This is a genomic window from Erwinia sp. E602 (assembly GCF_018141005.1).
Classification (GTDB): domain Bacteria; phylum Pseudomonadota; class Gammaproteobacteria; order Enterobacterales; family Enterobacteriaceae; genus Erwinia.
Genome location: NZ_CP046582.1, coordinates 3,657,320 through 3,678,884, shown reverse-complemented (window position 1 = coordinate 3,678,884; position 21,565 = coordinate 3,657,320). Strand labels below are relative to the sequence as shown.

21 protein-coding genes and 1 pseudogene are annotated in these 21,565 nt (G+C 61.1%); 13 read left to right on the top strand and 9 right to left on the bottom strand.

Annotated elements, in window-relative coordinates:
• The first annotated feature begins 58 nt into the window (after positions 1 to 58).
• Positions 59 to 1,363 (top strand): inosine/guanosine kinase, encoded by a 1,305-nt coding sequence (locus GKQ23_RS18420; RefSeq protein WP_056240404.1) that lies wholly within the window; start codon positions 59 to 61, stop codon positions 1,361 to 1,363.
• 136 nt (positions 1,364 to 1,499) lie between these two features.
• On the opposite strand, the gene ybaL is transcribed toward GKQ23_RS18420, so the two are convergent.
• Together ybaL and GKQ23_RS18410 are read right to left on the bottom strand one after the other, a co-directional pair.
• Complete coding sequence (gene ybaL / locus GKQ23_RS18415) at positions 1,500 to 3,185, bottom strand: YbaL family putative K(+) efflux transporter (protein WP_056240398.1); 1,686 nt, start codon at positions 3,183 to 3,185, stop codon at positions 1,500 to 1,502.
• Positions 3,186 to 3,549: 364 nt separating this feature from the next.
• On the bottom strand, positions 3,550 to 4,752 hold the full coding sequence (locus GKQ23_RS18410) for an MFS transporter (RefSeq protein ID WP_212409115.1): 1,203 nt from the start codon (positions 4,750 to 4,752) through the stop codon (positions 3,550 to 3,552).
• A 267-nt stretch (positions 4,753 to 5,019) separates the two neighbouring features.
• On the opposite strand from GKQ23_RS18410, the gene ushA reads away from it, so the two are divergent.
• On the top strand, positions 5,020 to 6,720 hold the full coding sequence (gene ushA / locus GKQ23_RS18405; RefSeq protein WP_249168541.1) for a bifunctional UDP-sugar hydrolase/5'-nucleotidase UshA: 1,701 nt from the start codon (positions 5,020 to 5,022) through the stop codon (positions 6,718 to 6,720).
• 110 nt (positions 6,721 to 6,830) lie between these two features.
• Here the strand turns inward: ushA and GKQ23_RS18400 are convergent, their stop codons facing one another.
• On the bottom strand, positions 6,831 to 7,277 hold the full coding sequence (locus GKQ23_RS18400; protein ID WP_056240392.1) for a multidrug/biocide efflux PACE transporter: 447 nt from the start codon (positions 7,275 to 7,277) through the stop codon (positions 6,831 to 6,833).
• A 160-nt stretch (positions 7,278 to 7,437) separates the two neighbouring features.
• Between GKQ23_RS18400 and GKQ23_RS18395 the strand changes: the two genes are divergently transcribed.
• Positions 7,438 to 8,304, top strand: a complete 867-nt coding sequence (locus GKQ23_RS18395; RefSeq protein WP_056240388.1) for a LysR family transcriptional regulator — start codon at positions 7,438 to 7,440, stop codon at positions 8,302 to 8,304.
• Here the strand turns inward: GKQ23_RS18395 and ybaK are convergent.
• The 3 genes from ybaK to copA form a co-directional block, all read right to left on the bottom strand.
• On the bottom strand, positions 8,301 to 8,780 hold the full coding sequence (gene ybaK / locus GKQ23_RS18390) for a Cys-tRNA(Pro)/Cys-tRNA(Cys) deacylase YbaK (protein ID WP_056240570.1): 480 nt from the start codon (positions 8,778 to 8,780) through the stop codon (positions 8,301 to 8,303). The genes GKQ23_RS18395 and ybaK overlap by 4 nt on opposite strands.
• A gap of 178 nt (positions 8,781 to 8,958) precedes the next feature.
• Positions 8,959 to 9,762 carry a TraB/GumN family protein gene (locus tag GKQ23_RS18385; protein WP_212409113.1) on the bottom strand — a complete coding sequence of 268 codons (804 nt, stop codon included), beginning with the start codon at positions 9,760 to 9,762 and terminating at the stop codon, positions 8,959 to 8,961.
• 81 nt (positions 9,763 to 9,843) lie between these two features.
• Complete coding sequence (gene copA, locus GKQ23_RS18380) at positions 9,844 to 12,648, bottom strand: copper-exporting P-type ATPase CopA (protein WP_212409112.1); 2,805 nt, start codon at positions 12,646 to 12,648, stop codon at positions 9,844 to 9,846.
• A 309-nt stretch (positions 12,649 to 12,957) separates the two neighbouring features.
• On the opposite strand from copA, the gene cueR reads away from it, so the two are divergent.
• The 3 genes and pseudogenes from cueR to GKQ23_RS18370 all read left to right on the top strand — a co-directional run bounded on the left by cueR (position 12,958) and on the right by GKQ23_RS18370 (position 13,772).
• Positions 12,958 to 13,362, top strand: a complete 405-nt coding sequence (gene cueR / locus GKQ23_RS18375; RefSeq protein WP_212409111.1) for a Cu(I)-responsive transcriptional regulator — start codon at positions 12,958 to 12,960, stop codon at positions 13,360 to 13,362.
• Positions 13,363 to 13,555: 193 nt separating this feature from the next.
• Positions 13,556 to 13,657 (top strand): annotated as a pseudogene (locus GKQ23_RS23985) (DUF5431 family protein); the annotation flags it as partial.
• Positions 13,614 to 13,772, top strand: a complete 159-nt coding sequence (locus tag GKQ23_RS18370; protein ID WP_212409110.1) for a type I toxin-antitoxin system Hok family toxin — start codon at positions 13,614 to 13,616, stop codon at positions 13,770 to 13,772. The pseudogene GKQ23_RS23985 and the gene GKQ23_RS18370, both read left to right, overlap by 44 nt.
• A gap of 148 nt (positions 13,773 to 13,920) precedes the next feature.
• Here the strand turns inward: GKQ23_RS18370 and GKQ23_RS18365 are convergent, their stop codons facing one another.
• Both GKQ23_RS18365 and GKQ23_RS18360 read right to left on the bottom strand, forming a co-directional pair.
• Positions 13,921 to 14,382, bottom strand: coding sequence for a DMT family transporter (locus tag GKQ23_RS18365; protein WP_212409109.1), 462 nt, complete (start codon positions 14,380 to 14,382; stop codon positions 13,921 to 13,923).
• Positions 14,379 to 14,819 carry a DMT family transporter gene (locus GKQ23_RS18360; RefSeq protein ID WP_212409108.1) on the bottom strand — a complete coding sequence of 147 codons (441 nt, stop codon included), beginning with the start codon at positions 14,817 to 14,819 and terminating at the stop codon, positions 14,379 to 14,381. The genes GKQ23_RS18365 and GKQ23_RS18360 overlap by 4 nt, the downstream gene beginning before the upstream one ends.
• A 100-nt stretch (positions 14,820 to 14,919) precedes the next feature.
• Between GKQ23_RS18360 and GKQ23_RS18355 the strand changes: the two genes are divergently transcribed.
• The 3 genes from GKQ23_RS18355 (at position 14,920) to GKQ23_RS24120 (ending at position 16,228) form a co-directional block, all read left to right on the top strand.
• Complete coding sequence (locus tag GKQ23_RS18355; protein WP_212409107.1) at positions 14,920 to 15,855, top strand: LysR family transcriptional regulator; 936 nt, start codon at positions 14,920 to 14,922, stop codon at positions 15,853 to 15,855.
• Positions 15,856 to 15,960: 105 nt separating this feature from the next.
• On the top strand, positions 15,961 to 16,086 hold the full coding sequence (locus tag GKQ23_RS24220) for a DUF5431 family protein (RefSeq protein ID WP_212409106.1): 126 nt from the start codon (positions 15,961 to 15,963) through the stop codon (positions 16,084 to 16,086).
• Complete coding sequence (locus GKQ23_RS24120) at positions 16,070 to 16,228, top strand: type I toxin-antitoxin system Hok family toxin (protein WP_212409105.1); 159 nt, start codon at positions 16,070 to 16,072, stop codon at positions 16,226 to 16,228. Before GKQ23_RS24220 ends, GKQ23_RS24120 begins: the two co-directional genes overlap by 17 nt.
• Positions 16,229 to 16,330: 102 nt before the next feature.
• Here GKQ23_RS24120 and GKQ23_RS18340 read toward each other — a convergent pair whose 3' ends face one another.
• The gene (locus GKQ23_RS18340) at positions 16,331 to 17,338 is read right to left on the bottom strand and encodes a GntR family transcriptional regulator (protein ID WP_212409104.1); all 1,008 of its coding nucleotides are present in this window, start codon (positions 17,336 to 17,338) and stop codon (positions 16,331 to 16,333) included.
• Between the two features lie 401 nt (positions 17,339 to 17,739).
• Here GKQ23_RS18340 and GKQ23_RS18335 point away from each other — a divergent pair, with 401 nt between their 5' ends.
• Genes GKQ23_RS18335 through GKQ23_RS18320 form a run of 4 tightly spaced genes read left to right on the top strand, consistent with a single transcriptional unit; the run spans position 17,740 to position 21,564 of the window.
• Positions 17,740 to 18,621 (top strand): polysaccharide deacetylase, encoded by an 882-nt coding sequence (locus tag GKQ23_RS18335; protein ID WP_056240567.1) that lies wholly within the window; start codon positions 17,740 to 17,742, stop codon positions 18,619 to 18,621.
• 31 nt (positions 18,622 to 18,652) lie between these two features.
• Positions 18,653 to 20,038 (top strand): MFS transporter, encoded by a 1,386-nt coding sequence (locus GKQ23_RS18330; protein ID WP_056240358.1) that lies wholly within the window; start codon positions 18,653 to 18,655, stop codon positions 20,036 to 20,038.
• Complete coding sequence (locus GKQ23_RS18325) at positions 20,031 to 20,807, top strand: SDR family NAD(P)-dependent oxidoreductase (RefSeq protein WP_212409103.1); 777 nt, start codon at positions 20,031 to 20,033, stop codon at positions 20,805 to 20,807. The genes GKQ23_RS18330 and GKQ23_RS18325 overlap by 8 nt, the downstream gene beginning before the upstream one ends.
• 10 nt (positions 20,808 to 20,817) lie before the next feature.
• A complete protein-coding gene (locus GKQ23_RS18320) occupies positions 20,818 to 21,564 on the top strand; it encodes an SDR family NAD(P)-dependent oxidoreductase (RefSeq protein ID WP_212409102.1) in 747 nt (248 codons plus the stop codon).
• The last annotated feature ends 1 nt before the right edge of the window (position 21,565 follow it).

The following is a 21,565-nucleotide window of genomic DNA, read 5'->3' as shown; positions in this document are numbered from 1 at the left end:
ACGCGTTGCGCAACTGTGCTATCATCGCCCTCTGTTTCCCTGCCCGTAGTCAGCAATTATGAAATTCCCCGGCAAACGTAAGTCCAAACACTATTTCCCCGTCAGCGCGCGCGACCCGCTGCTGCAACCGGTCCAGCCGGAAAACGAGTCGGCCAGCAGCTGGATCGTCGGTATTGACCAGATCCTCGTGGATATTGAAGCGAAGGTGGACGATGACTTCGTCACCCGCTACGGCCTCAGCTTCGGCCACTCGCTGGTGATTGAAGATGACGTGGCCGAGGCGCTGTACGCCGAGCTGGTGCGCGAAAACCTGATTGCCCACCAGTTTGCCGGCGGCACCATCGGTAACACCCTGCATAACTACTCGGTGCTGGCGGACGACCGCTCGGTGCTGCTCGGCGTGATGTGCAATAACGTGCAGATCGGCGGCTATGCTTACCGTTACCTGTGCAACACCTCCAGCCGTACCGATCTTAACTACCTTCAGGGCGTGGACGGCGCTATCGGCCGCTGCTTTACGCTGATTGGCGATAACGGCGAACGCACCTTCGCCATCAGTCCGGGGATGATGAACCAGCTGCGGGCGGAGAGCGTGCCGGAAGCGGTGATCGCCGGCGCATCGGCGCTGGTGCTGACCTCCTATTTAGTGCGCTGCAAACCGGGCGAACCGATGCCCGCCGCCACCATGCAGGCGATTAGCTACGCCAAAAAGCATAACGTGCCGGTGGTGCTGACGCTGGGCACCAAATACGTGATTGCCGACAACCCGCAGTTCTGGCGTGATTTCCTGCGCGACCACGTTTCGATCGTGGCGATGAATGAGGATGAAGCCTTTGAGCTGACCGGCGAGCGCGATCCGCTGCAGGCGGCCAATATCGCCCTCGACTGGGTTGACCTGGTGCTCTGTACCGCCGGGCCGAACGGGCTGTATATGGCGGGCTTTACCGAAGAGTCCGGCAAACGCACCACCCAGCACCCGCTGCTGCCGGGGGCGATTGCCGAGTTTAACCAGTATGAGTTCAGCCGCGCGATGCGCCACCAGGACTGTGAGCAGCCGCTGCGCATCTACTCGCACATTGCGCCGTACATGGGCGGGCCGGAGAAGATCATGAACACCAACGGGGCAGGGGACGGTGCGCTGGCGGCGTTATTACACGACATCACCGCCAATAACTTCCACCGCAGCAACGTGCCCAACTCCAGCAAGCATGGCCGCAGCTACCTGACCTACTCGTCGCTGGCCCAGGTGTGTAAATACGCCAACCGCGTCAGCTATCAGGTGCTGAACCAGCACTCCCCGCGCCTGACCCGCGGCCTGCCGGAGCGCGAAGACAGCCTGGAAGAGTCTTACTGGGAACGGTAAGCATCGACATGGGGATCAACGAAATTGCACCCTAAAGGTTGGACACCAAACCGACGAAGGTACAGTTCACGTTTCCCGGGCGGGCATCAGATAATGGCTAAACACAGGGGCGCGTTTAACCGTTATCCGGTGACTGTCAGATCGGGCACTCGCTGGCTTTAGTCTCTTCCGGCTCGACCAGAATCAGATTGAGCATATTGTTGGCAATTTCCCGCTCGCCCATCACCACGCGGTCGGCACCGCGTTCCATAATATAGTCGACCTCGTCGTCGTAATGGGCGCGGGCGATAATCTCAATGTTGGGGCGTTTTTGCCGGGCGGCGGTGACGATCTCCCCGGCTTCGTAGCCGTTAGGAATGGTCAGCAGCAGCCAGCGCGCGCAGTCGAGTCGCGCCAGGTCCATCGTATCTTCGCGAGCGGCATTGCCCAGCACCGCCCGGATACCCTGCTCACGCAGCGCTTCCACGCGCGGGCGGCTGTTCTCCACCACCACCATTGGGATCCCGGCTTCCGTCAGCCGCTTGCCCAGCAGGCTGCCGACGCGGCCGTAGCCGACCAGCACCGCATGGTTGCACAGGTCAACCGGGATCTGCTTCTCTTCCTCGATCGCTTCTTCCTGGGTTTGCTCTTCGACGGTTTCGGCTTTCTGCAGATAGCGTTCCAGCAGGGCAAACAGAATCGGATTCAGCATGATCGACAGGATGGCGCTGGCCAGCACCAGGTTACGGCCGGTTTCCGGCAGCAGATTAAGGCTGACGCCGAGCCCGGCAAGAATAAATGCAAACTCACCGATCTGCGCCAGGCTGACGGAGATGGTCAACGCTGTGCGCCTGGAGTGGCCAAACAGCCGTACCAGGAACAGGGCAATCAGTGACTTACCCAGCACGATAATCGCCAGCGCGCCCAGCACCGCCAGCGGCTCCTGCACCAGGATCATCGGGTCGAACAGCATGCCGACCGACACAAAGAACAGCACGGCAAACGCATCGCGCAGCGGCAGCGTATCGTGCGCCGCCCGGTGGCTTAGCTCAGACTCGTTCAGCACCATACCCGCGAAGAAGGCACCTAATGCAAAGGAAACATCGAAGAACTCCACCGCGCCAAAGGCGATACCCAGCGCCAGCGCCAGCACCGCCAGGGTAAACAGCTCACGCGAGCCGGTGGCGGCGCTGCGCGCCAGGATCCACGGTACCACCCGGCGGCCCACCACCATCATCAGCACCATAAAGGCCACCACCTTGCCGATGGTCAGCAGCAGGTCCCACAGCACCAGCGTCACGCTGGCCTTGCCCTCTTCGAACATCCCGGCGATGGCAGGCAGCAGCACTAACGCCAGCACCATCACCAGGTCTTCAACAATCAGCCAGCCGATGGCGATCTGTCCGCGCTGGCTGTCAATAAGCTGCCGTTCTTCCAGCGCACGTAGCAGCACCACGGTACTGGCGGTGGACAGGCACAGCCCGAACACCAGCCCGGTCATTATCGACCAACCCAGCGCCCATGACAGCCCCATTCCCAGCACCGTGGCACCCGCAATCTGGGCGACAGCACCGGGAATGGCAATCGACTTTACCGCCATCAGATCTTTTAGCGAGAAGTGCAGACCGACGCCAAACATCAGCAGGATCACGCCCAGCTCGGCCAGTTCGGGGGCCAGATTGGTATCGGCGACAAAACCCGGCGTAAACGGGCCGGCCAGCACGCCGGCCAGCAGATAACCGACAAGAGGAGAGATGCGCAGGCGGTGAGCCAGCATACCGAAGAGGAAGGCGAGAACTAAGCCTCCGACAATGGTGGTGATAAGCGGGGTAGTATGGTGCATGCCTGTCTCCTTTAAATGCCTGGTCGTCATACTTCGCGTTGCAGATACGCTGGCGGTACCTGGCGAATCAGCCCCATCCGGGAGCTGAATATGACAGGCACTGGCGAGTGCCCGCGGGACTGACGGGCTTGCCGTTTTCCTGCAACTGGAATTAATCGGAGCAAAAATTGTGTCCAGTTGTAAGTTTTCAGTGTATGGCATAATCGGGTGAGGCGCTTGTAATAATTGACCATAATCGAAAAAAATATCAGCCACAGCGGTAAACCAGGCAGAACGTGCGATTTCTCCCACTTATCGGCGAACAGGACTGATGTTACCGCCGTATGAACCGGTGCAAACTTCACTCATTTGCACCGGTAAGGGACTATTTATGGCGGTTATCAGGCAGGAAAGCGGTGAGAATGCCGAGAAGCGGCAGATAAGCGCAGATTTGATAGACCCGTTCGATACCGGTGTGGTCGGCTACCAGGCCAAGCACCGCAGCCCCGATGCCGCCCATACCAAAGGCAAAACCGAAAAACAGCCCTGAAACCATACCGATACGCGCCGGCATCAGCTCCTGGGCGTAGACCAGAATCGCCGAGAAGGCCGACGCCAGCACAAAGCCAATAATCACCGACAGCGCGCCGGTCCACCACAATCCGACGTGCGGCAGCAGCAGGGTAAACGGGGCGACGCCGAGAATCGACGCCCAGATCACCCGCTTACGGCCAATTTTATCGCCGATCGGCCCACCGATCACCGTACCGGCCGCCACGGCGAACAGAAACACGAACAGGTGCAGCTGGGCGCTCTGCACCGACAGGCTGAATTTCTGCATCAGGTAGAAAGTGTAATAGCTGCTCAGGCTGGTGAGGTAGAAGTACTTGGAGAATACCAGCAGCAGCAGGATGCTAATCGCCTGTGCTACCTTGCGGCGCGGCAGCGGGCTGACGGCCGGTGCCGGCTGGCTCTTCACCGCGCGGTGCTGCGCCTGATACCAGCGGCTGATTTGCAGCAGCAGCACAATCGCCAGCAGCGCGGCCAGCGTAAACCAGCCGACGTTACCGCGGCCGTAAGGGGCAATCACCAGCGCGGCCAGCAGCGGGCCGAGCGCGCTGCCGGCGTTACCGCCGACCTGGAACAGCGACTGGGCCAGCCCGTGACGCCCGCCGGAGGCCATGCGGGCCACCCGCGACGACTCCGGGTGGAACACCGACGAACCGGTGCCGACCAGCGCTGCCGCCAGCAGGATCACAGGGAAGCTGCCGGCTGTGGCCAGCAGCGCCAGCCCGGCCAGGGTAAAGCCCATGCCAATCGGCAGTGACCACGGCTGCGGGTGTTTATCGGTGTACCAGCCAATCACCGGTTGCAGCAGCGAGGCCGTGACCTGAAAGGTCAGGGTGATCAGGCCGATCTGTACAAAGCTCAGCGAGAAGTCTGCGCGCAGCAGCGGGTAGATCGCCAGGATCAGCGCCTGCAACATATCGTTCAGCAGGTGGGCAACGCTGATAGCGCCAAGAATGCCAAAGGCGGTACGCCGCGCCGGTGCGGCGGGCGGGGAGGAGAGAGTACGTTCGCTTGCCATAAAATTAACCTGTCATCGTTATCTGTTTTAATGGGTGAACTGCAGGGAATCTTCCTTTATAACCAACTATCTTGTGCGTGATAATGACTTTTTTGATCTATGCCTGCGGCATAATTACACCCTTGATGAACGGCGCGGCCGTTTGTCTGATTTTTCATCACTGCCCGGTCAGGGCAATCGCGGTTATTCAACAAGGAGAGGCAGATGGCGGCAGTAAAAAAACAGATCCTCAGCGTGCTGGCGTTGGCACTGGTGAGCGCCCCGCTAATGGCGCAGGCGTGGGTCAAAGATCGCACCTATAAATTTACCGTATTGCACACCAACGATCACCACGGTCGTTTCTGGAACAACGAACGCGACGAGTACGGCCTGGCCGCGCAGAAAACCATGATGGACCAGATCCGCATGGAGGTGCAGGCGCACGGTGGGGCCACGCTGATCCTCTCCGGCGGCGATATCAATACCGGGGTGCCGGAATCAGACCTGCAGGACGCCGAGCCGGATTTTCGCGGCATGAACCTGATCGGTTATGACGCGATGGCGATCGGCAACCATGAGTTTGATAACCCGCTGTCGGTGCTGCGCCAGCAGCAGAAATGGGCGAAGTTCCCACTGCTCTCGGCCAATATCTATGAAAAAAGTACCGGCAAGCGCCTGTTCCAGCCCTATGCGCTGTTTAACCGCATGGGGCTGAAAATTGCGGTGATCGGCCTGACCACCGACGACACCGCCAAAATCGGCAATCCGGAAAACTTCACCGACATCGTATTCCATAAGCCGGCGGATGAGGCGAAAAAGGTGGTGGAGGCGTTACGTCAAAAAGAGAAGCCGGACGTGATTATCGCCGCCACCCATATGGGCCACTACGATAACGGCAACCATGGCTCTAACGCACCGGGTGACGTTGAAATGGCACGTGCCCTGCCCGCAGGTTACCTGGATATGATCGTCGGCGGCCACTCGCAGGACCCGGTCTGCATGGCAAAAGAGAATGTGAAACAGGCCGACTACGTGCCGGGTACCCCGTGTGTGCCGGACCGGCAGAACGGCACCTGGATCGTACAGGCGCACGAGTGGGGCAAATACATTGGCCGTGCGGACTTCACCTTCCGCAACGGCAAGCTCAGTCTTGAACACTACGAGCTGGTGCCGATCAACCTCAGGCATAAGGTCACCAACGCTGACGGCAGCACCACCTGGGTGAACTACACGCCGGAAATTGCCAAAAATCCGGCAATGATGAAGCTGCTGACCCCGTTCCAGAAAAAGGGTGAAGCGCAGCTGGGGGTAAAAATCGGCAGCACCGACGGGCGGCTGGAGGGGGATCGCAGCAAAGTGCGCTTTGTGCAGACCAACATGGCGCGGCTGATCCTTGAAGGGCAGATTGAACGGACCAACGCCGATTTTGCGGCGATGAGCGGCGGCGGCGTGCGTGATTCCATTGACGAAGGGAATATCACCTACAAAGACGTGCTTAAGGTGCAGCCGTTTGGTAATACGCTGGTGTACGTGGAGATGACCGGCCGCGAGGTGGAGCAGTATCTGGCGGTGGTGGCCAACAAGCAGGTGGATTCCGGTGCTTACGCCCAGTTTGCCCGCGTCAGCCTGGTGGCCGATGGCAAGGGGGTCAGCGAAGTGAAGATTAACGGTGAGCCGCTGCAGGCGGATAAAACCTATCGCATGGCGACGCTGAGCTTTAACGCCACCGGCGGTGACGGCTGGCCGGCGGTCGACAAACAGCCCAGCTACGTTAATACCGGCTTTGTTGATGCCGAAGTGCTGAAGCAGTACATCGCGGGCCACTCGCCGCTGAAGGCGGCCGACTACCAGCCGCACGGGGAGATTGTCTATCGTCAGGCAGAGAGTGCGGCATCCGGGCAGGACGCAACGGCGAAAAGCGATCTGCCTGCTACCTCCTCACCGCCGGTGAGTGGTCCGGCCAACGCCGCGACGGCATCCGCAAAATAACAGGCGGATTAGGATGCGGAACAGGCCGCAATGACCGGCTGCTAAGGGCATAAAAAAACGGGTTCTCTTCACCATGACGAGAACCCGTTTTTGATTACGCCACGCGGGCGTTATGACCGACAGGCGGCGCGCTTCTGACGCGCGCCGATCAGACGGTCGCGCAGTTTGTCATACACCCAGTTGTACACCACGGTATACGGCAGGAAGAACAGGAAGAAACCGATCTCAATCATAAACGCCTGCAGCAGGCCGATATCCAGCATCCACGCGGCCAGCGGCAGGCCGATCAGAATAAAACCGCCCTCAAAGCCCAGCGCATGGGCCACGCGCAGCTTCAGGCCGCGGGTAACGCGCTCGCGCGGCCACAGGCGATCGAAACCGGCGTTGTAAATAATGTTCCACAGCATTGCCACCGTGGACAGCATAATCGCCAGCGCACCCATCTGAAACAGGGGCTTATCCATCAGCCAGGCGGCGGTGGGGGCAACGATCGCCAGCGCGACGGCTTCAAAACCGACCGCGTGTAAAATTCGCTCTTTCAGCGTGCGTACAGACATGGTAACTCCTTAAGGTTTAACGGCAGACGGCGACGTTCCTGTCTGTTAACTCTCACTTCGCCTGCCTGGGCGGGCCCGCTTCCGGCCCGTGACAGCGGCTATTTTCTGTGATTTTTCTGCTAAGATAAAATGAATATCCATCGATAAAAGCGATACATTGATGCGCTACTCCCCGGAATCTCTCGAAGCCTTTGTGCAAACCGTTGAAAGCGGTTCCTTTTCGGCCGCGGCCCGCGCGCTGCGTAAAAGCCAGTCGACCATCAGCACCGCCATCGCCAACCTGGAAAGCGATCTCGGCTACGCGCTGTTTAACCGTGAGGCGCGCACGCCGGTGCTGACCGAAAACGGCCAGCGCACGCTGGCCCAGGTGCAGGCGATCCTCGCGGCGTCGGCAAAGCTGGATGACCTGGCGATAAGGCTGGCCGGCGAGGTGGAGCCGCACCTGCGGCTGGCGATTTCTGATTTCTGGCAGGCCGATCACCACGAACGGCTGCTGCAGCGGCTGGCCAGCCGCTACCCGGAGATTGAGTTCGAGTGCATGATTGCCGAAGACGACGATGTGATTGACCTGCTGCAGAGCGGGCGGGCGCACGTTGGCGTGATACGGGTGCAGCCGCGCTATCCGGCCGATATCAGCGTGCAGCGCCTGCAGGTTGAAGCGCAGATGGCGATCTACCTGCACCGCGACCACCCGCTGGCGCAACAGCCGCTGGTTAGCGAAGCGGATCTGCAGCGCGAACGACAGCTCAGGCTGCGGCTGATGACCGCGCCGGTGCCGGTATCCGGTGGAAAGGTCTGGCTGGCAGATTCCTACCTGCTGCTGCTGGAGATGGCCGAACAGGGATTTGGCTGGACGGTATTGCCGCGCTGGATGGACGAACAGTTTGGTCATCAGAAGCTGCGCGAGCTGCCGGTGGCGGGCTGGCCGCAGCGCATCCAGGTGGACGTTGCCTGGTCCCGGCGCGCACCGCCAGGCCCGGCCGGGCGCTGGATGATCGACCAGCTGATTGCGCAGACTGCTGACTAATCGTGTTTAGCGATATCCGCAAAGCGCGCATCGAGCAGCGCCGCCAGATCGCCGGGGGCCAGTTCGAGATCCAGCCCGCGTTTGCCGCCGGAGATAAACAGGGTGGCAAACGCCTGCGCCGGCTGGTCAATCACCGTCGGCAGCCGTTTTTTCTGCCCCAGCGGGCTGATGCCCCCCAGCAGGTAGCCGGTGCTGCGCTGCGCCGCCTGCGGATCGGCCATCTCGGCCTTTTTCGCGCCCAGCGCCTTCGCCACCTTTTTCAGATCCAGCTGCCCGGCAACCGGCGTCACCGCCACTGCGAGGGTTTTGTTGTCACCGTTCAGCGCCACCAACAGGGTTTTGTACACCTGCGCGGCGTCCAGATTGAGTTTCCGTACCGCCTCTTCACCAAAATGGGTTTCGTTACTGTCGTGCTCATACGCGTGGATGGTGAAATTAATTTTATGTTTTTCGAGAAGTTTTACTGCCGGCGTCATCGCGGTCATCCCTCTTTTATGCTGGTGAGTCACAAGTCTTGATTTGATGAATAAAAGTACTGGCGAAAAAGTGCACTTTGCGCGACAATCTGCCCCGCGTCAGCACCCGTGCTGGCTGACAACCAAAATCATAAAAATTTCCTTATTGACTGGCCGGTAGTGATACCGGCCATTTTTTTTATTTTTCCTGCAGCAGGTCGGGCAGATTGCCGTCCCCGTAAAGATGCAGCGCCCCGACCGCCACCACATAATGCCCCGGCGGCAGCTGGCGCAGCGTCTGTTGCCACTGGCGGTTGCGCTGGTGCATCAGCAGCTCGTTAAGCCCGCTGCTGAACGTATCCGGCAGGGCGAAGCGGTCGCGGTGCCGCGGCGGCGTAGCCAGCCACCAGCCGATCATAGTTTGTAGCAGGCGGGCGTTCACCTGCCAGTGCTGCAGGGTATCCAGCAGCAGCGGTAAGCCGTTATCCGGCAGTGATTTCAGCAGCGCCAGCTGGGTTTCTGCTCCTTCCAGCTCGATAATCGGCTTTTGCTGTTGCCGGGCAGCCCGCAGCAGCTGGTAGTCAATTCCGCAGTCGGCATGCAGCCCGAGACGTTGCGCCTGTTGCGCCTGCAGCATCAGCGCCACCTGCCAGGCGGGCAGCGTCTCCACGCGGGCCGCGTCGATCCCCAGCTCTTCACAACGCTGCTGCAGATCGCTGAACGCCTGCGGCGTCAGCCGCTCCGCGAGCGGCGCGCAGACCTCGGCTTCAGAAAACGGCGAGGCGGCGTTGGTGATATCGGCTTCCACAATCAGCGCATCGGCCTGCGCCAGCCGGGCCAGCAGCGCCTCAGGCAGCGGCTGCATGGTGCGGGTGCCCATATGGATGCTGCCGACCAGATGCAGCTGGCAGTGGGGCAGGGTAATATCCAGCGCAGGGTAACCACAGGGTTCCTGCCAGATCCTGCGCCAGCACGCCCGCAGGTCGCGGATAAATTTGCCCATCGCTTCTCTTCCACCTTATAGCCCCGGAACCCCCATGCTAGCCTGATAAGTGACTGATGGACAGATTACAACCGTGTGATTTTACACCTTATCCTGCGGCGGCCGGAAGCGCAGCAGGCGGTTGGCGTTGCTGACCACGGTAATCGACGACAGCGCCATCGCCGCCCCGGCCACCACCGGGCTGAGCAGGGTGCCGGTCAGTGGATAGAGCACGCCGGCGGCGATCGGGATGCCGCAGGCGTTATAGATAAAGGCGCCCAGCAGATTCTGTTTCATATTACGCAGCGTGGCATTAGCGATCGCCAGCGCATCCACCACCGCATTCAGATCCTGGCGCATCAGCGTGATCGCCGCGGTTTCAATTGCCACGTCGCTGCCGCCGCCCATGGCGATGCCGACGTCGGCCTGCGCCAGCGCCGGGGCATCGTTGATACCGTCGCCGATCATCGCCACCCGCTGGCCCTGCTGCTGCAGTTCGCGAATCGCCTGCGCTTTACCGTCCGGCAGCACCCCGGCAATCACCCGATCGATGCCGGCTTCACGGGCCACCGCCTGCGCGGTCAGCTGATTGTCGCCGGTCAGCATTACCAGCTGATAGCCACGCTGGTGCAGGCGTCGCAGCGCGTTAACGCTCTCACTGCGCAGCGGGTCGCGGATGGCGAACAGCGCCACGATGCGCCCTGCGGCGGCCAGCAGCACCGGCGTCGCGCCCAGGCTGGCCTGCTGCTCCAGCGCGGCCGCAACCGGTGCGGTGTCTATCTGCTGCTGCTCCATCAGCGCCCGGTTGCCCAGCAGCAGCGGCACACCGTCAAGTAAGCCGCTGACGCCCAGGCCCGCCAGGGTACGGAACTGAGCGACCTCCGGCAGCGTCGCCAGCCCTGCGTGGCTGAGAATAGCCCGGGCCAGCGGGTGGCCGGAGCCCTGCTCCAGTGCTGCGGCCTGACGCTGCACCTGCGACAGCTCCGCACCGTTAAACAGCAGCACCTCGGCCACTTTAGGTGCCCCTTCGGTCAGGGTGCCGGTTTTATCAAACACCAGCGTGGTCAGCGTACTGGCCTGCTGCAATGCGTCGGCATCGCGCACCAGCACGCCAAACTCCGCGGCGCGGCCGACGCCGGCGATAATCGACATCGGCGTGGCCAGGCCGAGTGCACAGGGGCAGGCGATGATCAGCACGGTGGTGGCAACCACCAGGGTGTAGACCAGCTGAGGTGCCGGGCCAGACAGGTACCAGACCGCCGCGCTGACCAGCGCAATGGCCACCACCACCGGCACAAACACCGCCGAGATGCGGTCCGCCAGCCTGCCGATTTCCGGCTTGCTGCTCTGTGCCTGGCGTACCAGCTGAATAATTCGCGCCAGGGTGGTGTTCTTACCTACGGCATCGGCGGTAAACAGCACGCTGCCGTCCTGCATCACCGTTCCCGCGTGCAGCGTATCGCCCGCCGCCTTCTGCTGCGGTAGCGCTTCGCCGGTCAGCATCGCCTCATCCAGCCACGCCTCGCCCTGCACGATGGTGCCGTCCACCGGCACGCGATCGCCGGTATTGACCCGCAGCGTCATCCCCGGCTGCACCTCGCTCAGCGGCAGGCTGCGTTCACCGTTTTCCGTCACCACGCGGGCGACAGGCGGGGTCAGATCCAGCAGCCGCTCCAGCGCCCTGGAGGAGCGCTGCCGTGCCCGCTGTTCGAGCATATGGCCAAGATTAATCAGCCCGATAATCATCGCGCTGGCTTCATAATAAAGGTTCTGCGCCGCCATCGGGAACCACTGCGGCCACAGGTTAACGCTGAAGGAGTAGAGCCAGGCCGCGCCCGTGCCCAGTGCTACCAGCGTATCCATGGTCGCCACGCCGTTGCGCAGGCTACGCCAGGCGCTGCGGTAGAAATGGCCACCGGCTAGCACCATCACCATTAACGTCAGGACGCCGAGCCCCAGCCACAGGCTGCGGTTGTCGGCGGTCAGCATCATATTGTCGCCGAGCATCCCCCAGATCATCAGTGGAATACCCAGCGCTAACGCGAGGGCCGCCTGCCAGCGGAAACGGCGCATCGCCGCCAGCGCGCTCTGCTGCTGCTTCTCGCGGCGCTCGCCTTCATCTTCAATAATTTCCGCGCCGTAGCCGGCGCGGCTCACGGCCTCAGTCAGCATGGCCGGCGTGGCCGTACCCTGCACCAGCGCGCTGCGTTCGGCCAGATTGACGCGTGCCTGACGGACGCCGGGCACGTTTGTTAACGCCTTCTCCACCCGGCTGACGCAACTGGCGCAGCTCATTCCCTCGATCAGCAGCTGGTGGCTGTCGTCGGGCATCGCCGCCTTAGCCTGGCTGCTGCTGTCGGTCATCCCCGCCGCCGGGGCCTGAATGCTGCTGTCGGTCATTCCCGCCGCCGGGGCCTGAATGCTGTTGTCGGTCATCCCCGCCGCCGGGGTCTGAATGCTGCTGTCGGTCATTCCCGCCGCCGGGGCCTGAATGCTCTCTTCGGCTTTGCCTGCTTTGGCAGAAAGCGCATCCTGACCAGCCTGCTTCGCGCGCACGGCGGGCTGGATGCCGACAACGCGCAGCGGTTGCGTTGCAGCGCTGTGCATGCCGGTCATTTTCGCCGGAAGCTTCGACGCCGCCGCTGTCAGCGCTTCCGGCTGAGATTCTGATTCTGTCAGCGGGTCAGCCTTTGGGCGCGCGACTCCCGTGGCCAGCGTGGCGTGATAACCCGCAGATTCAACCGCGGCGATCAGCGCTTCCCCGCTGGCACTGCCGGTTACCTGCGCTGCATCGACCGTAACGTCTGCATGCTGCACGTCATCGCGTTTTTCCAGCGCCTCTTTCACGCGTTTTACGCAGTGGCCGCAGGTCAGGCCATCCAGCGCAAGATGAATGGTATCGGTCATAATTCTCTCCTGTGAGTGGGACATCACAGACAAGGTTAAACCTTCCCGCAAGGGGAAGGTCAAATGTTAACGTGAAGAACAGGATCCACACGCTATGCCGCGGGTTTGCCTGCACTGCTGCGGGCATCGGGTCTGCCAGCGGCGAGTGTTGCTGAGTAACCGGGTAAGCAACGTGTGCGTCTGGTTTTTTTCGGCGTGGCAGCGGCTATCAGGCTTGCGTCTGCCAGGGGCGGCAGCAGGCGTGCGTGATACCTGAGGATGTGTAGAATAAGAGTGATGACTGAGATACGGCCAGCCTGTGGAGAAGCGATGAATATCAGCGATGTGGCGAAAAAGACCGGATTAACCAGTAAAGCGATCCGTTTCTACGAAGAGAAGGGGCTGGTCACGCCGCCGCTTCGCGGCGACAACGGCTACCGTACCTATGGACCGAGACATCTGGAAGAGCTGACGCTGCTGCGCCAGGCGCGCCAGGTGGGGTTCAACCTTGACGAGTGCCGCGAAATGGTCGGGCTGTTTAACGATCCCGCCCGGCACAGCGCCGACGTTAAGGCACGCACCCTGGAGAAAGTCAGCGAAATTGAGAACCATATCCAACAGCTAACAGAGATGCGCCAGCGCCTGCTGGATCTCGCCGCCAGCTGCCCCGGCGATGACAGCGCCGACTGCCCGATCATCAATCATCTGGCAGGCTGCTGCCAGAAAGCAACGTGACGAACGTCAGGCCGAACCGAATGCCGGCTATTTTTGGATATTTTACGACGATTACTGGAATCTGAAAGGCGGTATAATCAGCGCGGCGCTTGAGGCTTCTGCCTCAGGCTGCTGGCAGCAGTGCCGGTTGGTGTGAGGCAGAATGCAGAAAAGCCCCGAAGTTAATCTATCCCATTAACCCCGAGGCCCCTGTATGACCAAACACCATCAGGATAGCCTCTTACCTGCCGCAAGGCAAGGAGAAGCCTGCCATGAAACTGCCACGCAGTACCCTGTTATGGTGCGTATTAATGGTGTGTTTAACGCTGTTAATATTCACCGGCCTGATGCGGAAGTCGCTGTGCGAAATCCGCTATAAAGATGGCTTCAGGGAGGTGGCGGCATCCATGGCCTGTGGATCCGGTAAGTAGCCACCCGTAGGCGGGGGAAACCCCGCCTTTTCAGGAAACTGATGATGCCAGGGCGTCACAAGCGTCTTTACAAAGGGCTTCTCTTAACATCGGGAAGCCCTTTTTCTGTCTTCCAGATTACCGATTGAAGTCAATGACCTCTCAATCATCAGTCGGCCTCGCTTTCCTTAGTCGTATTGCTGGTCCAGATAAACCACAGCGCCAGCACCAGACAGAGCACCGCCAGCCCGCGACTGCCAGAGAACGGGATCTGCGCGTTACCCAGCCAGCCAAAGCTGTCAATCATCAGGCTCATGGCAATCTGCCCGGTAATCACCGCCACGGTCGCCACCGCTGAGCCGATGCGCGGCACCGCAAACGCCATAATTGCCACATAAGGTACGCCGAACAGCGCACCGAGCAGCTGCCACTTCGGCACATCCAGCAGCGTCACCGTCTGTTTGGGCTCAAAGAAGACGATTAACAGCGCGGTGATCAGCGCACCAATAGCAAAGGTCAGAAACGCGCTGCGGAAGGTGCCTACCGCGCTGCCCAGCCGGCCGTTGATCGCGGCCTGAATACTCAGCAGCGCACCGCCCACCAGGCTCAGTAAGATCATCAGTAAAATCATGCTTCACCTCCGGCAATCAGCCCCAGCGCAACAACAATTAACAGCAGAGCAACCAGCCTTCTGGCGTTAACCGGCCTGCGCGGGCTGCCGAACCAGCCAAAATGGTCGATGGCCAGGCTCTTAAAAATCTGCCCGGCAAGAATGCCGATCATGGTCATCGCCAGTCCGATCACCGGTGAGGCGAGCGTCAGGATCACCACATACCCCGGGCCTAAAATCCCCCCGGTAAGTTGCCAGCCCGGTCGGGAGAAGAAGGAGGGCGCGTCGCGCGGGCCGAAAAACAGCATCAGCAAAAACGCCAGCGCGGTGCCGATGCCAAAAATGCTGAAGGTCGCCCACAGATGCCCGACCTCTCCACCCAGCGGGCCAAGCAGGCCGCCTTCCACCGACAAACCCATGCCGGCCAGTACCACCAGAATAATTAACAGTATTTGCATCAGGACAATGTCTTCGCTCAAAAAGGAGCAGCAGGGTAGCCGAACCGGTTATGTTGAAAAACGCTATAATGCAGAAAATACTTTTTCATATTCCGATGAGATGAACATGCTAAACCAGATCGACTTCCGCGCGCTGCGCCTGTTTGTCGCCGTTTTCGACCTGCAAAGTTTTTCACTGGTTGCCCGCAGGGAAGACGTTTCCGCGTCGCTGGTGACGCGTACCATCAACCAGCTGGAAAGCTCACTGGGCCAGCAGCTGTTCCACCGTAACACCCGCGCGGTGGCGCCGACTGAAGCTGGGAGTATCTTTGCAGCCCATGCCCGCACCCTGCTGGCACAACTCGCTGACGCCCAGGCCGAACTGCAGGAGAAAGAGAGCGAACCGTCTGGTCTGGTGCGCATTAACGCGCCGGTGGTGTTTGGTCAGCGGCATATTGCGCCGTGGCTGGCCGAGCTTTATCAGCGCTATCCGCGCATCCGCGTCGATCTGACCCAGACCGACAGCTATATCGATCCGCATCGTGAAGGGGCCGATCTGATTTTTCGCATTGGCGTGCTGGCCGACTCCGGCCTGCAGGCGAGGATCTTTGGCCCGCAGATCAACTCGCTGCTGGCGTCACCCGCTTACGTAGCGCGCTACGGCAGGCCGGAAACGCCTGAGGATCTCGCCGCTCACCGCAGCCTGGCCTTTAACGGCCCGCAGGGGCTGAACCGCTGGTACTTCCGCCGTGGACAGGAAAGCTGGCGGCACTATCCGCTGAATCCGGTGTTGACCTCGAACAATGCCGACACGCTGCTGACGGCGGCGTTAAACGGCATGGGAATGGTGCTGTTCCCCGACTGGATGAGTGGTGAACACCTGAGCAGCGGCAGGCTGATTAATCTGCTGGAGGGCTTTGAGTGTGCGACTACCCTGGAGCAGCCGCAGATCGCCGCCGTCTGGCCCAAATCGCGACGCCTGCCGCTAAAGGTACGGGCAACGGTAGATTTTTTTGTCGGGAAGTTTGGCTCACCGCTCAACTGGCGGAACCGCTGATTTTTGGATTTTTTACGACAATTACTGGAATTATAAAGGCGGTATAATCAGCGCGGCGCTTGAGGCTTCTGCTTCAGGCAGCAGTGCCGGTAGTTGTGAGGCAGAATGCAGAAAAGCCCCGAAGTTAATTATTTCCAATTAACCCGAGGCCCCTGTATGACTAGTCCCCAGCAGGATAGCCTCTTACCTGCCGTAAGGCAAGGAGATGCCGACCATGAAACTGCCACGTAGCACCCTGTTATGGTGCGTATTAATGGTGTGTTTAACGCTGTTAATATTCACCGGTCTGATGCGGAAATCGTTGTGTGAAATCCGCTATAAAGATGAAGTCAGGGAGGTGGCGGCCTCAATGGTCTGCGGATCCGGTAAGTAGCCACCCGGAGGCGGGGGGAACCCCGCCTTTGCGGAGCTGATGGATGAATGCAGCACAAGCGCTTTTACAGAGGGCTTCCCGGGCAACTGGGGAGCCCTTTTTTCAGCTGAGCCGGTGCAGATAAGGCGGCAGCTGCGGGACCGGCAGTACTGACAGCACCTTAAGTTTTTGCAGCGTTCGCGCCTGCGCGCGCTCCAGATGCTCGCGCAGGCTCATCGCCGCCAGGTCCCAGCTGCCCTTCAGCAGCATCTCATACACCAGCCGGTGTTCATCGATCACCGTTTGCTCCAGCGGCAGCGCCAGCACTTCGTAGAAGATCCGTGTGACGATCAGCGGGGACTGACTCTGCCGCAGCATCTCCAGCATCGGTCGGTTGCCCGCCGGCTGCAGGCAGGCAAAGTGCAGGTCGTCTTCCACCTGTTCCAGCGTGGCGGCGGTAATCTGCTGCCCTTTCAACAGCGACAGCCGCTGTAAATTATCGAGCAGCTGCCGTTGCGGGATCAGCGGCGCGGCTTTGCGCAGGGCGAAAGGTTCCAGGCTGGCGCGGATCTCATAGTGGTCAGCGATCTCGCGGGCGGTCAGCGGGCCGGACAGCCACTGCGCGTAGGGTTCTTTCTCGACCAGCCCCTTGTCCCGCAGGCGCATCAGGCTTTCGCGGATGCTGCTGCGGCTGATGTTGTAAAACTCAGCGGCCAGCCCATCGTTGAGCTGATAGTGGCCAAACACCATGCAGGTCGACAGCGCCTGCTGCAGGCTTTCCAGCACCTGCTCCCCGGCGCTGCGGGTGTCAACCAGCTCGCGCTCCTGGTCGAGTCCCAGCACGCTGCGGGTCAGGGCGATGCGCTGCGGCTCCACGTCCTGCCCGTCTGCGGCGACAATAAAGCCGCGCCCCTCAAAACGGGCAATTAACCCCTGCTCGTGCAGCAGCCCCAGCGCGCGACGCACCGGCACCCGGCTGGTGCCAAACAGCTGCGCCAGCGGCCCTTCCAGTAAAACCAGCCCGTCCGGTACCGCCTGCGAGACGATGGCCTGCTGCAGTACCTGGCGGATCACCTCATAGCGTGCGGCCGCACGCGCTTCTGTCTGAGTTCCGTCGCTGTCGTTAAGCATCCTGGGGATCGCCGCTCCTGCTGGTTGATAACGCGCAGTATGACATATCGTGCCGCTCGCCGGGGCGGGGTACGATCAATTCACCCGCCTGCCTGTCGATGGTGCAGCATTGCACGGTATTGGATCATTAAATCAAAAATTCATTATCAACAGACAAGAAAAAACAGTCACTCAGCGAAATTATGCCAGTGCATGCGGGCATTTCATTGCGCTTCTCCGTCAGTATTTGCCGGTATCTTCACAATTTCGAGCGATCCTTTCGCGCTAACCGTGATCAACCTGGCATCTCTATTGCAATGTATAAATGTACATTTAAATAAAATATACATTTTATGGGTGAGATATTAACCGATTATCTGCTGGCACCGGCCAGCGTTACCCAGACGGACGGAGAGAAGATCATGGCTAAAGAAATTCTGTGTGCATTTGGCGTCGATGTGGATGCGGTGGCGGGCTGGCTGGGCTCGTACGGCGGTGAGGATTCACCGGACGATATTTCGCGCGGGCTGTTCGCTGGTGAGGTCGGATCGCCTCGCCTGCTGAAGATGTTTGCCGAGCATAACCTGCGCACCACCTGGTTTATTCCGGGCCACTCCATCGAGACCTTCCCGGAGCAGATGAAGGCGGTGGCGGCGGCCGGCCATGAAATCGGCATTCATGGCTACAGCCATGAAAATCCGATCGCCATGACCCCGGCGCAGGAAGAGGCGATCCTCGATCGCAGCATCGAACTGGTCACCGAGCTGGCTGGTAAACGGCCGACCGGCTACGTGGCCCCCTGGTGGGAGTTCAGCAACGTCACCAACGAGCTGCTGCTGAAAAAAGGCATCAAGTACGATCACAGCCTGATGCACAACGACTTCCACCCTTACTACGTTCGCGTTGGCGACAGCTGGACCAAAATCGACTACAGCCAGCACCCGGACAGCTGGATGAAGCCGCTGGTGCGCGGAGAGGAGACGGATCTGGTGGAGATCCCCGCCAACTGGTATCTCGACGATCTGCCGCCGATGATGTTTATCAAAAAATCCCCCAACAGCCACGGCTTCGTTAACCCGCGCCATCTGGAAGAGATGTGGCGCGATCAGTTTGACTGGGTGTATCGCGAAAATGATTTCGCGGTGTTCACCATGACCATTCACCCCGACGTCTCCGGCCGCCCGCAGGTGCTGCTGATGCTGGAACGCCTGATTAAGCACATCCAGAGCCACGAAGGGGTGCGTTTTGTCACCTTCGATGAGATCGCCGACGACCACCTGAAGCGCTACCCGCGCCACGGCTGACCGCCCCCTAACCCGGAACAGTGAGAGCAATATGAGCATCTTTAAACGCCGCAGTGTCAACGGCTGGCAGCCGCAGCAGCTGACTCGCAGGGACGTAACATTCGCAACCTGGATTGCTTTCTTCGCGTGGGTCTTTGCCGTCTATGACTTTATTCTGTTTGGTACGCTGCTGCCGGAGATCGGCGCACACTTTGGCTGGAGCGAAGTGGAGCAGTCGGAGATCGCCACCCTGGTGGCGGTGGGCGGGGCGGTGATCGCGCTGGCCGTGGGTCCGCTGGTTGACCGGCTTGGCCGACGGATGGGCATTGTGATCACCGTGGGCGGCGCGGCGCTCTGTTCGCTGCTGACAGCCGTCGGCGGTGCCTGGGGCAAAGGCGCGCTGACCGCCATTCGTTCAGTGGCCGGCCTCGGCTATGCCGAGCAGACCGTCAACGCCACCTACCTGTCCGAGCTGTATACCGCGCTGGACGATCCGAAGCTCAACAAGCGTAAAGGCTTTATCTACAGTCTGGTGCAGGGCGGCTGGCCGGTGGGGGCGCTGGTGGCCTCGGCGCTGACTGCGGTCCTGATGCCGCTGATCGGCTGGCAGGGCAGCTTTGTTTTTGCCGCGCTGCCGTCGCTGGTGATTGCCTTTCTGGCGCTGAAGCTGAAAGAGACGCCGCAGTTCGAGGTGCACCGGCATATTCGCCAGCTGCGTGAAGCCGGTAACGAGAACGACGCCCGTCAGGTGGCCAGCGATTATGCGGTGGAGTATGACGAGCATAAAAGCGCTGGCCTGGCGGCCGCGTTCCGCGGGCCTGCGCTGCGCGCCACGCTGGTACTCGGCGGTGCGGTGCTCCTCAACTGGTTTGCAATTCAGATCTTCAGCGTGCTGGGCACCACGGTGATCACCAAAACCCACGCCATCTCGTTCAACAACTCGCTGCTGATCCTGATCATGTCTAACCTGGTCGGCTACTGTGGCTACCTGGCGCACGGCTGGCTGGGCGACCGTATTGGCCGCCGCAACACTATTGCGGTCGGCTGGATGCTCGGCGGCGTAGCCTTTACCGGCATGCTGTTCTGCCCGGACAACTTTGCCACCATTGTGGTGCTCTACAGCCTCGGCCTGTTCTTCCTGATTGGCCCGTACGCGGCGGCGCTGCTGTTTATCAGCGAAAGCTTCCCGACCGCCATCCGCGCCACCGCCGGTTCGCTGATTGGCGCGATGGGTCCGGTCGGCGCGATCATTGCCGGCATCGGCACCACCACCATTCTGAGCAAAGGCGGCAACTGGCAGGACGCGGCGCTGTGGTTCGGCGCGCTGCCGTGCTTTATCTCCGGGATGGTGATCCTGCTGGCGCGCCAGCTACCGCAAACCACCGCCGCGGTGACGCCGCCGGTTAATGCCCAACTGCAAGGAGCTCCTCATGAATAACGGTTCAACCAGCGCCCCGGTGGCGCTGATTAGCGGCGCGGCCAGCGGTATTGGCCTGGCGCTGGCAACGGTCTACGCCCGGCGTGGCGTACGGGTGGTCGCCGGTTACTACCCGGCCGACCCGCACGACCCGCAGCAGGCGGCGGCAGAGGTTGAAGCCGCAGGCGGTGACGCGCTGTGGCTGCCGCTCGACGTGGCGAACACGGCATCGGTGGAGCAGTGGGTCAGCGCCGGGCTGGCTCATTACGGCCGGCTGGATTACGTGGTGGCCAACGCCGGGGTACTGCGCCGCGCGCCGATTGCGGAGATGAGCGACGCGCGCTGGGACGAGATGCTGAACGTCGATCTCAGCGGCGTCATGCGCTGCTTCCGCGCCGCTGCACCGCACCTGACGGAGGGGGCCAGCCTGGTGGCGGTCTCCTCCATCGCCGGTGGCGTTTACGGCTGGCAGGATCACGCGCATTACGCCGCGGCCAAAGCGGCGATCCCCGGCCTGTGCCGTTCGCTGGCGGTGGAGCTGGCGGCGCGTGGCGTGCGCTGTAACGCGGTGATCCCTGGCCTGATCGAAACGCCGCAGTCGCTGGATAAACATAACTCGCTGGGGCCGGAAGGACTGGCCAAAGCCGCACGGGCAATCCCGCTCGGGCGGGTTGGGCGGGCTGAAGAAGTGGCGGAGGTGATTAGCTTCCTCACCAGTCCGCAGAGCAGTTATCTCACCGGGCAAAGCCTGGTCATCGACGGCGGCCTGACGGTACGCTGGCCGGATTAGGGAGGTCATCATGCAGTTAGAGCAAAAACGGGTAGCGATCAGCGGAGCGGGCAGCGGCATCGGCGCGGCGATTGCGCTGCTGTTTGCCCGTGAAGGGGCGCGGCTGCTGTTAAGCGATCGCAACGCAGAGACGCTGCAACGGCAGGTTAGCGCCTGCCGTGAGCAGGGCGCGGAGTGTTACGGCGTGGTCGCTGACGTGGCTGAGGTGGCGGGCGCACGGGCCGGCGTGGACGCCTGCGTCGCGCGCTTCGGCGGTATCGACGTGCTGGTCAACAATGCCGGCATGCTCAGCCAGGCGCGCTGCGAGGAGATTACGCTGGCGATGTGGGATCAGATGCTGGCGGTGGATCTGCGCAGCGTGTTTCTCGCTTCGCAGCGGGCGCTGCCGCTGATGCGCCAGCAGCGCTGGGGGCGCATTATCAATATTGCCTCACAGCTGGGTATCAAGGGTGGGGCAGAACTCTGCCACTACGCCGCTGCCAAGGCCGGGGTGATCGGCTTTACCAAATCACTGGCGCTGGAGGTCTCGGCCGACAACGTGCTGGTCAACGCCATCGCCCCAGGCCCTGTCGCCACGCCGTTGATCGACGGCCTCAATCCGCAGTGGCAGCGGGCCAAAGCCGCTGAACTGCCGCTCGGCCGCTTTGGCCTGGCGGAGGAGGTTGCGCCGGTGGCGCTGCTGCTGGCCAGCGAGCCGGGCGGCAACCTGTTTGCCGGCCAGACGCTGGGGCCGAATTCCGGCGACGTTATGCCTTAGG

Bases quoted from the DNA above. Each gene is read 5' to 3' on its own strand.
- GKQ23_RS18420 (WP_056240404.1), top strand. From the start codon at position 59: ATGAAATTCCCCGGCAAACGTAAGTCCAAACACTATTTCCCCGTCAGC.
- ybaL (WP_056240398.1), bottom strand. From the start codon at position 3,185: ATGCACCATACTACCCCGCTTATCACCACCATTGTCGGAGGCTTAGTT.
- GKQ23_RS18410 (WP_212409115.1), bottom strand. From the start codon at position 4,752: ATGGCAAGCGAACGTACTCTCTCCTCCCCGCCCGCCGCACCGGCGCGG.
- ushA (WP_249168541.1), top strand. From the start codon at position 5,020: ATGGCGCAGGCGTGGGTCAAAGATCGCACCTATAAATTTACCGTATTG.
- GKQ23_RS18400 (WP_056240392.1), bottom strand. From the start codon at position 7,277: ATGTCTGTACGCACGCTGAAAGAGCGAATTTTACACGCGGTCGGTTTT.
- GKQ23_RS18395 (WP_056240388.1), top strand. From the start codon at position 7,438: ATGCGCTACTCCCCGGAATCTCTCGAAGCCTTTGTGCAAACCGTTGAA.
- ybaK (WP_056240570.1), bottom strand. From the start codon at position 8,780: ATGACGCCGGCAGTAAAACTTCTCGAAAAACATAAAATTAATTTCACC.
- GKQ23_RS18385 (WP_212409113.1), bottom strand. From the start codon at position 9,762: ATGGGCAAATTTATCCGCGACCTGCGGGCGTGCTGGCGCAGGATCTGG.
- copA (WP_212409112.1), bottom strand. From the start codon at position 12,648: ATGACCGATACCATTCATCTTGCGCTGGATGGCCTGACCTGCGGCCAC.
- cueR (WP_212409111.1), top strand. From the start codon at position 12,958: ATGAATATCAGCGATGTGGCGAAAAAGACCGGATTAACCAGTAAAGCG.
- GKQ23_RS18370 (WP_212409110.1), top strand. From the start codon at position 13,614: ATGAAACTGCCACGCAGTACCCTGTTATGGTGCGTATTAATGGTGTGT.
- GKQ23_RS18365 (WP_212409109.1), bottom strand. From the start codon at position 14,382: ATGATTTTACTGATGATCTTACTGAGCCTGGTGGGCGGTGCGCTGCTG.
- GKQ23_RS18360 (WP_212409108.1), bottom strand. From the start codon at position 14,819: ATGCAAATACTGTTAATTATTCTGGTGGTACTGGCCGGCATGGGTTTG.
- GKQ23_RS18355 (WP_212409107.1), top strand. From the start codon at position 14,920: ATGAACATGCTAAACCAGATCGACTTCCGCGCGCTGCGCCTGTTTGTC.
- GKQ23_RS24220 (WP_212409106.1), top strand. From the start codon at position 15,961: ATGCAGAAAAGCCCCGAAGTTAATTATTTCCAATTAACCCGAGGCCCC.
- GKQ23_RS24120 (WP_212409105.1), top strand. From the start codon at position 16,070: ATGAAACTGCCACGTAGCACCCTGTTATGGTGCGTATTAATGGTGTGT.
- GKQ23_RS18340 (WP_212409104.1), bottom strand. From the start codon at position 17,338: ATGCTTAACGACAGCGACGGAACTCAGACAGAAGCGCGTGCGGCCGCA.
- GKQ23_RS18335 (WP_056240567.1), top strand. From the start codon at position 17,740: ATGGCTAAAGAAATTCTGTGTGCATTTGGCGTCGATGTGGATGCGGTG.
- GKQ23_RS18330 (WP_056240358.1), top strand. From the start codon at position 18,653: ATGAGCATCTTTAAACGCCGCAGTGTCAACGGCTGGCAGCCGCAGCAG.
- GKQ23_RS18325 (WP_212409103.1), top strand. From the start codon at position 20,031: ATGAATAACGGTTCAACCAGCGCCCCGGTGGCGCTGATTAGCGGCGCG.
- GKQ23_RS18320 (WP_212409102.1), top strand. From the start codon at position 20,818: ATGCAGTTAGAGCAAAAACGGGTAGCGATCAGCGGAGCGGGCAGCGGC.